General features: G+C 42.8%; 8 protein-coding genes and 1 pseudogene. 8 read left to right on the top strand and 1 reads right to left on the bottom strand.

What is annotated here, in order from left to right; genetic code table 11:
• Window positions 1-264: 264 nt before the first annotated feature.
• The 5 genes and pseudogenes from NSQ19_RS13130 to NSQ19_RS13110 form a co-directional block, all read left to right on the top strand.
• Entirely contained in the window at window positions 265-1,314 is a 1,050-nt protein-coding gene (locus NSQ19_RS13130; protein WP_340702987.1) for a 2,3-butanediol dehydrogenase, read from the top strand.
• A 137-nt stretch (window positions 1,315-1,451) separates the two neighbouring features.
• The gene (locus tag NSQ19_RS13125; RefSeq protein ID WP_340702986.1) at window positions 1,452-2,531 is read left to right on the top strand and encodes a PRK06851 family protein; all 1,080 of its coding nucleotides are present in this window, start codon (window positions 1,452-1,454) and stop codon (window positions 2,529-2,531) included.
• Window positions 2,532-3,254: 723 nt separating this feature from the next.
• The gene (locus tag NSQ19_RS13120; RefSeq protein ID WP_237348560.1) at window positions 3,255-5,126 is read left to right on the top strand and encodes an anaerobic ribonucleoside triphosphate reductase; all 1,872 of its coding nucleotides are present in this window, start codon (window positions 3,255-3,257) and stop codon (window positions 5,124-5,126) included.
• A complete protein-coding gene (gene nrdG, locus NSQ19_RS13115) occupies window positions 5,123-5,599 on the top strand; it encodes an anaerobic ribonucleoside-triphosphate reductase activating protein (RefSeq protein ID WP_328004743.1) in 477 nt (158 codons plus the stop codon). Before NSQ19_RS13120 ends, nrdG begins: the two co-directional genes overlap by 4 nt.
• An 83-nt stretch (window positions 5,600-5,682) precedes the next feature.
• Window positions 5,683-5,843, top strand: a pseudogene (locus NSQ19_RS13110) (SDR family oxidoreductase); the annotation flags it as partial.
• 395 nt (window positions 5,844-6,238) lie between these two features.
• Here the strand turns inward: NSQ19_RS13110 and NSQ19_RS13105 are convergent.
• A complete protein-coding gene (locus NSQ19_RS13105; protein WP_340702985.1) occupies window positions 6,239-7,144 on the bottom strand; it encodes a LysR substrate-binding domain-containing protein in 906 nt (301 codons plus the stop codon).
• A 46-nt stretch (window positions 7,145-7,190) separates the two neighbouring features.
• On the opposite strand from NSQ19_RS13105, the gene NSQ19_RS13100 reads away from it, so the two are divergent.
• The 3 genes from NSQ19_RS13100 to NSQ19_RS13090 all read left to right on the top strand — a co-directional run bounded on the left by NSQ19_RS13100 (window position 7,191) and on the right by NSQ19_RS13090 (window position 11,686).
• Window positions 7,191-8,606: an ISLre2 family transposase gene (locus NSQ19_RS13100; protein WP_340702407.1), complete on the top strand. Its 1,416-nt coding sequence runs from the start codon at window positions 7,191-7,193 to the stop codon at window positions 8,604-8,606.
• Between the two features lie 583 nt (window positions 8,607-9,189).
• Window positions 9,190-9,558, top strand: a complete 369-nt coding sequence (locus tag NSQ19_RS13095) for an ArsR/SmtB family transcription factor (protein ID WP_013860499.1) — start codon at window positions 9,190-9,192, stop codon at window positions 9,556-9,558.
• Window positions 9,551-11,686, top strand: a complete 2,136-nt coding sequence (locus tag NSQ19_RS13090; RefSeq protein ID WP_340702984.1) for a heavy metal translocating P-type ATPase — start codon at window positions 9,551-9,553, stop codon at window positions 11,684-11,686. The genes NSQ19_RS13095 and NSQ19_RS13090 overlap by 8 nt, the downstream gene beginning before the upstream one ends.
• Window positions 11,687-11,827 lie beyond the last annotated feature (141 nt).

The following is an 11,827-nucleotide window of genomic DNA, read 5'->3' as shown; positions in this document are numbered from 1 at the left end:
AAGAAGATGATCACCTTCTCTGAAAACAAGTGAATGTGAAAGTCGATGGGATCATAAATATTGAACCCGGATCCTTAAAGATATTTTATAAAAACTGTTTCCCTGATTGAATTATAAAAAAGCCCAATTTCACCTCGTTTTGGTCCGGAATCCAAAATATGTAAGCGTATTAATTGCTATTTATATATAACAATATTACTATAATAATAGAATATTTGTGGTAAACGATATTCAGCGGAAAATTTGGCAAAGGGAGTGGAAGAAATGAAAGCAGCAGTATGGCACGGAGAAAAAGATATTCGTGTGGAAGATGTTGAATTGCGCCCGTTAAAGGAGAATGAAGTGAAAGTAAAAGTAGCATGGGCCGGGATTTGCGGCAGTGACTTGCATGAATACCAGGAAGGACCGGTATTTATCCCTGTTGGCGAAGAAAATGAATTTACCGGTGAAAAAGCGCCACTCACGATGGGGCATGAATTTGCCGGTGTGATTGAAGAAGTCGGATCAAAGGTTACCAAGTATAAAGCAGGCGACAGGGTTGTCATTAACCCGACGATTACTCACGAAACCAACCCCGATGAACTCGATCGTTATGATGGCTACGCTTTTATTGGATTACATAGCAATGGCGGATTTGCGGCATACGCCAACATTCCGGAAAAAAATATTTACCGCGTGCCGGATTCCTTGTCTTTGGAAGAAGCTGCACTAGTTGAGCCTAGCGCAGTTGCTGTACAGGCTGTGAAAGATAGTGGTTTAAGATTTGGCGATACGGTTGCGATTTTTGGTGCAGGCCCGATCGGATTATTGACCATTGTTGCAGCACGTGCGGCAGGTGCAAGCCGGATTGTCGTGGCGGATTTGTCGCAACCTCGTCTGGACCTGGCGAAAAAAGCAGGCGCGACCGACATTATTAACTCCGGGGAAAAAGATGCCGTCCAAACCATCCGTGATCTTGTTCCGGGCGGCGTAGATGTATCCTTTGAAGTGGCCGGCGTTGCTCCGACTTTCAAACAAGCACTTGATGCAACGAAAGCACGCGGGATTGTCGATGTCATTTCTATCTTTGCACGCCCGATAGAATGGAACCCGATGCAGTTAACGAATACAGGTGTTAGCGTTACAGCATCGATTGTTTACACGAAGAAAACATTCCAACAAACGATTAACCTGATTGCATCCGGCCAATTGAAACCGCAAGACGTCGTTACCAGCCATATCCAATTGGAAGAAATCGTTGAAAAAGGCTTCGAAGCTTTGACAAAAGACAAATCCCAGGCGAAAATTTTGGTTAAATTGAGCGGGGAGAAATAAACCTTTTAAGAAGAGGCCGGCCCGGGCTGATTCCGGGCCGGCCTCTTTTCTTTGCAAGAGGAAATCACAACCTTTTTGCGGGGCGCATAGGCTAATGTGGAAAACCGTTAATTATCCAAACAGAGGAGTGGCGGGATATGGCTAGAAAAGTGTTGCATTATTTTGCAGGCGGCAATACCGGGAAAGGGTTTGCGCATTATTTGGATTCAAGTTTGCAGGGTTTGGATCGCGTGTTTATTTTAAATGGCAGGACAGGGAAATCATACATCATGGAAAAACTGGCGGAAGCGTGGAAGCAAAAAGGTTATGATCTTGAACTGATTCATTGCCCGTCTGCCCCTGATTCGCTGGATGGCCTGATGATTCCAGGATTAAAAACAGGAGTGGTGGATGGGAATGCGCCGTATGCGATTGAACCGAAAGCAAATGGATCGGTTATGATCCTGGAGGACGCATTGGACGCCAAATATGAAAAAGAGGTATTACAGCTGAATCGCCGTATACAGGAAGCCTATCAATCTGCGTACAAATCGTTTGCGGAAAGTTTGCGCCATCATGATGACTTGGAGGCCATTTACTTAAAAGAAATGGATTTTGAAAAGGCAGGCCAGGTGACACAGCAGCTGATTGAAAAGCTATTTGGCGAGAAAACCGGGGGCGGGAGCGCAACGGTATACCACCGTTTTCTCGGGGCAGCCACACCAAACGGAGCAGTTGACTTTATCCCAAATCTGACGGAGGGGCTATCGAAACGCTATTTTATAAAGGGGCGGTCCGGAACCGGCAAATCCACAATGCTGAAAAAAATTGCGGCCAAAGCGTCAGAAAAAGGATTCACGACTGAGATTTACCATTGCGGATTTGATCCAAACAGCCTTGATATGGTCATCGTCAGGGAACTCGGGTTTTGCATTTTTGACAGCACCGATCCGCACGAATATTTCCCTGAGCGAAATGGGGACGAAGTGATAGATATGTACGCGGCTGCGGTGACGCCGGGTACGGATGAAAAATACGCAAACGAAATTCAAGCTGCCCATAAGCGGTACAAAGACAAAATGAAAGAAGGGACCGCCTGGTTGCACGAGGCAAAAGTGCTGAACGATAAACTGGAAATGTACTATGATGAGGCACTGGACTTCGCAAAAGCGGACCAGATCTATCTCAAGATCAATCAAGGTATCCAGGAAGCTGAACGCCTGCAAACGCAATCGTGATAAAATGGGATGCCGCCGGGAAATGCGGCATTTTTTTTTGAGGAAATGTAAGGCATTGCGGGGTTTTTCGGGAAGGCCCGTGTTTTTCAAAGTAGATTCTCATGCCCAGTGAACGCGGCACCAGCAGAAGAATGAAAATCAGCCTGTGCAATTTTCCAGGATAGTAAGGAAAGGCATCACGCGATTCCCCAGGTACCGATTTGCCTCCATAAGGCAACACATGATTCCCCACGGGGCTATCGTCTTGTTGAAAAACATTACGGTTTCCCGGTTTCCAGCGTAAAAGGGAAAAAGAAAGACCCGAATCGTTTTCCGGAGACGCTCCCCCTTTCGTATTGAAATCCAAAACACACTATGGTAGGATACTATATGTAGTTAGTTGTCTAGGAAATCAATACTAAATATGGTGTTTTGGGGGAGGGTGGCAGATCTGTCTGAAAGGGAATCCAGTTTAAATCCGGGCTGCCTACAAAACTGTTCGGCTGTATTGCCCATCAGAAGGGCCAGAAGCACAAGCCAGGCCTGCCATAACTTGATGTTTCGGAGGGCGGAATTTTTGCCGTTTTGGCCGCCGTTTATTCCGCGATTGAACGGGTTGGTCGGGCAAGGATGTTGCGGAAATTTTAAGCCGCTACGCCGCAGCCTTTTTTCATTGAAAATGCATGATGTGCCACCTATTTTTTCATGCCCAAAACCGGTGCGTTAGAAAGGAGAACCAGTAAAATGATGACAAAAAATGAACAAGAAACCAGTGGCGTTTTTCCCCTGCATGCCTTAAATGAGATTGTGTTTTCCCGTAATCATGATTTAATGCAAGAAAATGCAAATATGGATGGCTCTTCACCAATGGGGCAAATGTCAAAAATCTCTTCTGAAGTCAGCAAAAGTTATGCAAAGCAAATGTTGCTTAGCAAAGAGGTCGTAAAGGCGATTGATGACAATTTTATTTACCCCCATGACCTTGATTTTATGGTAACGGGTACGACCACATGTTGCCAGATTCCGCTGGGCAGGGTATTAAAGGGCGGATTTAATACCGGACATGGGTATATGCGTGAACCGAAAGACATTGGCAGCGCGATGGCTTTAGCAGCGATTATTTTCCAAGCCAATCAAAATATGCAGCATGGCGGGCAAAGTTTTCCGATGTTTGATTATGATCTTGCTCCTTACATAGAGAAAACCTTCCATAAAAATAGAAAACGTTTGAAAACCTATGCCACCAGCTATACAGACGAAGAGCTTGAGGCATTAGCCTGGGAAGAAACCGACCGGGATGCGTACCAGGCATGTGAAGCTTTTATCCATAATTGCAATTCGATGCATTCCCGCGGGGGAGGGCAGGTCCCGTTTGTATCTATTAATTACGGTACCGATACGTCCAAAGCCGGGCGATTGCTCATAAAAAATATGTTGTTGGCAACGAAAGCCGGGCTCGGGAAAGGGGAGACACCGATTTTTCCCATTCAAATTTTTAAAATGAAAAAAGGGATCAATTTTGAACCCGGGGAACCAAATTATGACTTATACCAATTAGCACTTGAAACGACGGCAAAACGTTTATTTCCGAACTTTAGCTTTATAGATTCCACGTTTAATCGTCCCTATTATGACGGCACGCCGGAATCAGAAATTGCGTATATGGGCTGCCGCACCCGTGTGATGGCAAACCGCCATGGAAAAGAAAATAGTATCCGCCGCGGGAATTTGTCCTTTACTTCTATTAATCTTGTAAAAATAGCGCTGATTGCTAAAAATGAATGTGAATTTTTTAACATACTAGATCGTTATCTTCACCTTGCCATTCAACAATTGTTAGAACGGTTTCATTTCCAGGCAAAAAAGCAGGCGAAACATTTTCCTTTTTTGTACGGGGAAAATATTTGGCAGGATAGCGAAAATTTAAACCCGGATGATGAAGTAGGAGAAGTATTAAAACATGGCACATTAAGTGTTGGTTTTATTGGACTGGCTGAAGCACTGGTTGCACTGACAGGCAAACATCATGGGGAGTCTAATGATTCTTATCAATTAGGGTATCGTATCATTCAGCATATGCGGGAGAAAGTGGACAAAGCAAGTGAGACTTATGATTTAAACTTTTCCTTAATTGCAACGCCGGCAGAAGGGTTATCAGGGAAGTTTACGCGAAATGACCAAAAAGAGTTTGGAAAAATTCCCGGGGTGACGGACCGGTCCTATTATACGAACTCATTCCATATTCCGGTTTATTATCAAATCAAGGCGATTGATAAAATAAAAATTGAAGGTTCTTTTCATAAATTATGTAATGGCGGCCACATCACTTATATTGAGTGTGATGGGGATGTTTCAAAAAATGTCCGTGCTTTGGATCGATTGGTAAAAGCCATGGCGCAATATGATATTGGCTATGGTGCCATCAATCATCCCGTCGACCAGTGCGGCGTCTGCGGTTATTCGGGAATCATTGATAATGAGTGCCCGGTTTGCCATAATGCCGATGAAGGTAGGATTGGGCGCATTAGACGAATAACCGGTTACCTGGTTGGCGATATGAAAAGGTGGAATTCGGCCAAACGTGCAGAAGAGAGCGAAAGGGTGAAACATCAATGAGGGTCATGAATATCATCCACGATTCGGTTGTTGACGGTGAAGGTTTGCGAACCGTGATCTTTTTTGCAGGCTGTCCGCACTTTTGCAAGGGATGCCATAACCCAAGGAGTTGGAATATCCATAATGGGACAGAGATGCAGGTTGAAGATGTCGTTGCAGAAGTGGCCGGCAATCCATTAACAGATGTAACCTTTTCCGGCGGTGAACCCTTTTTTCAAGCGCAAGAAGTGTGCGAAGTGGCAAAACGATTAAAAGCACTGGGGAAAAATATTTGGGTTTACTCAGGCTATACATTTGAACAATTAATCGCTTCCGATGATCCCTGTAAACGGGAATTGCTGCGATATTGTGATGTGCTCGTTGATGGTCCGTTCCTATTGGCAGAGCGGGATTTAACCTTATCCTTTCGCGGGAGCAGAAATCAGCGGATTATTGATTTAACAACAAAGCGGGGAATGGAAAGATCATTTTAATCAAAGGCAAAAGTGGAGAGATGGTTGCCCATCTCTCCGCTTTTGCCGGTGTATAATCTAGCTTGTTCGGATGAATCATAGGAAATCCGGAAATGAAAGCGAACGCAACACGCGGAATTCCACAAAAAAGCTCGGTACGCCGGAAGAAGTGGCAGAACTGGTCACTTTCTTATTGACTTCTAAAGCGGAGTACATAAATGGGGAAGTCATCCGTATTGACGGTGGGTTTACCAATACAAAATAGAATGCAATCAGCGCCCAATTACATAGATTGGGCGCTGCATACGGTTATGGACGGATTGTTTCCGTGTTCCATAACTGGAAGTGTTCTGCATTAAATGTATCCGGACTTCCTTCACATTTAGGCGTTCTGCATTCAGATATCCAACAACATTCACGGTCTTTCTTCAGATTGAATATCTGCATCAAGATTCATCGTAAAATTTTCCCCTGCTTCCTTCACATAGACGCCCATGCCGGAACGGGCGCGGCACCGGCATCCAAAATAAAGTCCGGCGGCAAGGCTTGCGAGCCAACTTTTTTGGCAGAAAATGGGCAATCGGAAAAATGATGTTTTTCTCCAGGCTGTGTTTCTGGCATGGGCGGCAGCCGCATATGAAATCCGTATAAAAAGATTGATCAGGAACCGTTTATTCGCTGCTCCTGCTTCGTCAGCACGTCCACCAACTTTTGCTGTAAAGGCGTTAAAATGTGATTGGACCGGTAGGCAAGGGAAATGAGAAATTCCGGCTGGCCGGGGTCAGCGAGCGACAATGCTATGACAGGGGCGTATTCCGGGACGGCAATTTCTGTAAGAAAGCTGATGCCGACATTTTCAGCAACCATGCCTTTAATGATTTGAATATCATTTGTCCGGTAAATAACCGGCGGATGGGTCCGGGTCTTTTTTGAGAGCCCTTCAAAAGCCAATGGGTGAATAAAATGGTCGCTCAGCTGAATGAACGGTTCGTCTTTCAGTTCTTGAAAAGCCACGGATTTTCTCGTAGCAAGCGAATGTTGCGGGCTGACAATAATTTTAAATTTTTTGCGGGCAAGCAAATGGCTCGTTACGTGCTCGTCTTCTATCGGATGGATTGCGCCCAGCAAGGCCATATCCATTTTCCCCGTTAGCAGTTTGTGAAACAGCGATTGTGAACCATCCTCGTACACATTCATATTCTGCAGCAGATTCTCTTTGGCGAGCATGGAGGAAATGGCCGGGAAATAATAGTTCCCTATAATCGGCGGCAAGCCAATGGAGACCTTTTCCATTTTTAATGCCTGGATTTCCTTCCGGGCAATATCCAGTTCTTTCAGCATCTGGGTGGCATGCCTTTCAAATTGCCGGCCGCTTTCTGTAAAACGTATCTCGTGATGGGACTGGTCCCTTATGATCAGCTGCGTACCAAGCTCTTTTTCAAGCCGCTGGATAGCAGCGGTAATTGCCGGCTGGCTGACATGGAAAAAATTGGCCACTTTTGTGTATGTGTAAAATTTTACTCGAAGGGCAGATGAGTGGAAAAAAATGGGAAGACGCTCTATCATTTAAATGTACGCTTGTGGGCGAATACATTTAGAAAGAGGTCTTCCTATGGATATTATATCAATAATTGCTAGATTATTAAAGGATACAAAAAGTCTTATTGAATTTGAAGAACAAGTTAAAATTCTGATCCAGAATGCCTTTACGCAATGGGTTGGGGAAATATTTGAGACGTTAGATAAAACAATTAAGCAAAAAAAGCTGGAGGATGGCTGGGAGTACTGCCGGAGTGATAACAGAAGCATTCAGTTTTTATTTGGAAATGTGACCTTTAAACGTTCACTAATGCATGACCAGAAAGGGAATTCACATTATCCTCTGGATGAATGGTTAGGGCTTTTACCATACCAACGATACAGCCCGTTAGTGGAGTTAAAGGTGGCAGAGTTGGCAAGTGAGAACACCTATCGGGAGGTAGCTGATATTTTAAAAGAATGGACAGCAGTGAGCCTTAGTCACACAACTGTAGGGAACATGGTGAAACACGTAGGGAAAACGCAAGCTGAAGCCGACAAGGCACTTGTAGAAGAGCTAGAAATAGCTGATTCACTACCTGAGGGAAAGAAGGTAGATTACCTGTTTTCCGAAGCTGATGGTATATTCGTCCGGGGACTAGAAAAGAAACAGGGTTTGGAAGTCCACCACGCCATTCTCTATGAAGGATGGGAAACCAATGGCAAAAGAGTCTCTCTACACCATCCCGTTGTTATCATGACGACGAAATCCATCCAGACATTTTGGGATGAAGTCCAAGCTGTAGCAGCCAACACCTATTCCCTAGAAAAAGCTCGTGTCATTACAAATAGTGATGGAGGTGCGGGGTACACAGCTGAACGGTTTCAAACAGCATTCTCACAGTCGGAATTTCCGGTGCTCAACCAGCTGGATACCTACCACGTTGCACAAGCCATCGTAAGGACATTCGGGGGCGGAAAGAGCGAGATCAAAGAGCAAATTAGAAAAGCGATTAGAACGCATGACCTAGACCAATTCACATTGTATTTGGATACGCATGAAAGCACATTGACGGATGAAAAGAGCCTTAAGAAAGTCAAGGAGTTTCGTTCGTACATCCTAAAAAACTGGGACCGCATTTTTGACTGGAGGGACAAGGTAGAGAACGTACCGGAAGGTGCGAGAGGCCTGGGGGCAATGGAATCAAATCAAAGGCATATCTCATTCAGAATGAAGAAAAGGGGGATGCATTGGAGTAAAGCTGGCGCCGAAGCCATGGTAAAGGTGAAACAGGGCATGCTTAACGGGACATTGCAGGAAACCTATCTGAAACACCGTTCAAGAAGCGCGAGAAAGCAACGGAGCTTGCAACAATCCATCAGGATGTCTCAACTATTCAAGCAGCCTGTACGCCCGTCAGTGGGCGTAAAGCACGGATCAGTTGCCCTGCATTCAAGCCGTTCATCGGCAATGGGACATTTAAGCAAAATATTAGAGCTTTCGTTTTAAGCTTGGCTCAGTGGGGACTGATCGTTGAGGCGCGCGAAATTTACGAGACTCCTGCGGGAAAAGCGAGCCAGGAGAGACCCCGCAGCGAGGTACGAGCGAGGAGGCTCGCCGGCCGCCCGCGGAAAGCGAGTGAATTTCGCGCGCCTCAACATCCCCGTTATCCATCTTTATACGGAAATATTACATCTTTTCCGAAAATTACACCGAGCAAGTAAAGCACGGTAGCCGAAAGTGTACAAAAAGAGTGTCTTGGAATACCCGATATTTAAACCTTGTCGAGAAAAACTTGACACATACCACTTTTGTATATCGCTTTTCCTGATACAGCTTTTTATAGTATTGTAAATCCTTGATGTTCATAAAAAATCTCACGTCCATTAAAAAAATTCACATTGTGTTCAAAAAAGGGTATCCCCGCGTTCCCCGTTCTGTGCAAACGGCCCCGGTGTTTGTTAAGCGCTTCACATCACTAAAGGGTGTCCATGAAACTATACTAGCATCAATTCAAATAAATGTTTGACTATCAAAAGGAAAGGGGTACAATATATTCAAATGAACATTTGAATATAAAGAGGTGACATTAATGAGCACCAAAGACACTTGCGAAATTTATTGTTATGACGAAGAAAAAGTGAATCGAATACAAGGCGAATTAGCTAAACACGATATAAGTAGTGTTGCCCTATTATTTAAAGCCATTGCAGATGAAAACAGAACAAAAATCGTTTTTTCACTTTGTCAGGATGACGAATTGTGTGTGTGTGATGTTGCCAACATTATTGGTTCTTCTGTCGCAACAGCTTCTCATCATTTACGGACTCTTCATAAACAAGGAATAGTGAAATATCGAAAAGAAGGAAAAATGGCATTTTATTCACTGGAAGATGAACATATTAAACAATTAATCACGATTGCTTTAGCCCATAAGAAAGAAGTGAAAGTGAATGTCTAATCAACAAACCTTACCATCTGAACAAGAAATGAAAACCTATCGCGTTCAAGGATTATCTTGTACAAATTGTGCAGCCAAATTTGAAAATAACGTGAAAAATTTAGAAGGTGTAAAGGACGCAAAAGTAAATTTTGGAGCATCCAAAATTACAGTTTATGGTGAAACAACGATTGAAGAATTAGAAAAAGCAGGGGCCTTTGAGAATTTAAAGATTCAGGATGAAAAAGAACAAAGGATAGAGTATAAGCCTTTTTGGAAGGAAAAAGAAAATATTAAGGTTTATATTTCGGCTGCATTGCTCATTATTAGTTGGTTTCTAGGAAGGCAATTTGGTGAAAATAATATTATCCCTACGGTTGGATATGCTGCATCGATTTTAATAGGTGGATATTCCTTATTTATTGAAGGCCTTAGAAATTTAAGTAAATTTAAATTCGATATGGATACGCTCATGACGATCGCCATAATAGGAGCCGCGTTGATTGGACAATGGGGTGAAGGAGCAACCGTTGTGATCCTTTTCGCCATTAGCGAAGCCTTAGAGCGTTATTCAATGGATAAAGCTCGTCAATCGATTGGAATGTTGATGGATATCGCTCCAAAAGAAGCGTTAATTCGCCGTGAAAATGAAGAAATAATGGTTCACGTGGAGGATATTCAAATCGGTGATATTATGATCGTCAAGCCTGGGCAAAAATTAGCGATGGACGGAATAGTTATAAAGGGTACATCCACATTAAATGAGGCTGCTATCACTGGAGAAAGTGTTCCAGTAACCAAAACCATTGATGATGAGGTCTATGCTGGCACATTAAATGAAGAAGGATTATTAGAAGTAAAAGTAACCAAACGGGTTGAAGATAACACATTATCGAAAATTATTCATTTAGTAGAAGAAGCTCAAGCAGAGAAAGCACCTTCTCAAGCATTTGTTGATAAATTTGCAAAATATTACACACCAGCTATCATCATTTTGGCTACATTAATTGCGATTATTCCACCGTTATTATTCGGAGGAGATTGGAGTTACTGGATATATGAAGGATTAGCTGTATTAGTGGTTGGTTGCCCTTGTGCCTTAGTTGTTTCAACTCCAGTTGCAGTAGTTACTGCCATAGGAAATGCGGCAAGAAACGGTGTTTTAATTAAAGGTGGGATTCATTTAGAAGAAGCAGGTCACTTAAAGGTTATTGCTTTTGATAAAACAGGTACACTTACAAAAGGTATTCCAGCGGTTACAGATATTGTGACATTTGGTGGAAATGAAAATGAGTTGATGACGATTACAGCTGCCATCGAAAAGGGTTCCCAGCATCCACTTGGTACAGCCATTATAAGAAAAGCAGAAGAAAATGGATTGAATATTAATGGAGTTTCGGTTGAAGAGTTTCAATCCATTACAGGTAAAGGCGTAAAAGCGAAAGTAAATAATGAAATGTATTATGTAGGAAGTCCAACTCTTTTTGAAGAATTGCACGGTAGTATCGAAAACGATAAAAAACAAAAAATTGAAAAGATGCAAACACAAGGGAAAACGGTGATAGTGTTAGGAACGGAAAAAGAAATTCTTTCGTTTATTGCTGTTGCTGATGAAATAAGAGAATCATCGAAATCCGTGATCCGTAAACTTCATCAAATTGGAATTGAAAAAACTGTTATGCTTACAGGTGATAACAAAAGAACAGCAGAAGTCGTCGGAAAAGAAGTAGGTGTTTCTGATATTAAGGCCGATTTGCTACCAGAAGATAAATTAAATTTCATTAAAGAACTTCGAGGGAAAAATCAAGGTGTCGCAATGGTCGGTGATGGTGTGAACGATGCACCTGCTCTTGCAGCTTCAACTGTTGGTGTTGCGATGGGAGGAGCTGGAACCGATACAGCATTAGAAACAGCTGATATTGCGTTAATGTCTGATGATTTAAGTAAATTGCCATATACCATCAAATTAAGTCGTAAGGCTTTATCTATCATCAAACAAAACATTACATTCTCTTTAGCAATTAAATTAGTAGCATTGTTGTTAGTAATCCCCGGTTGGTTAACGCTTTGGATAGCGATATTTTCCGATATGGGAGCAACATTACTTGTAACGCTAAACAGTTTAAGGTTATTGAAGGTTAAAGAATGATGAATAACAAGGAAAAAGACCATCTTACCTAAGGTGGTCTTTTTATTTCGTTCAATGTATGAATTTGTATAAAAACATACATTCATTTTCGCTTATTCTCTTGTCTTTTCCCTTTTTCTTCGATAGGATTGAGACATCCTA

It is taken from the genome of Weizmannia sp. FSL W8-1119 (assembly GCF_038008605.1).
Lineage (GTDB): Bacteria > Bacillota > Bacilli > Bacillales > Bacillaceae_C > Weizmannia > Weizmannia coagulans.
The sequence above is the reverse complement of the archived record's forward strand: the minus strand, read 5'-3'. Positions and strand labels throughout refer to the sequence as shown.

Coding starts and splice junctions, on each gene's coding strand:
- NSQ19_RS13090 (WP_340702984.1), top strand. CDS start 9,551: ATGTCTAATCAACAAACCTTACCATCTGAACAAGAAATGAAAACCTAT.
- NSQ19_RS13125 (WP_340702986.1), top strand. CDS start 1,452: ATGGCTAGAAAAGTGTTGCATTATTTTGCAGGCGGCAATACCGGGAAA.
- nrdG (WP_328004743.1), top strand. CDS start 5,123: ATGAGGGTCATGAATATCATCCACGATTCGGTTGTTGACGGTGAAGGT.
- NSQ19_RS13120 (WP_237348560.1), top strand. CDS start 3,255: ATGATGACAAAAAATGAACAAGAAACCAGTGGCGTTTTTCCCCTGCAT.
- NSQ19_RS13100 (WP_340702407.1), top strand. CDS start 7,191: ATGGATATTATATCAATAATTGCTAGATTATTAAAGGATACAAAAAGT.
- NSQ19_RS13095 (WP_013860499.1), top strand. CDS start 9,190: ATGAGCACCAAAGACACTTGCGAAATTTATTGTTATGACGAAGAAAAA.
- NSQ19_RS13130 (WP_340702987.1), top strand. CDS start 265: ATGAAAGCAGCAGTATGGCACGGAGAAAAAGATATTCGTGTGGAAGAT.
- NSQ19_RS13105 (WP_340702985.1), bottom strand. CDS start 7,144: ATGATAGAGCGTCTTCCCATTTTTTTCCACTCATCTGCCCTTCGAGTA.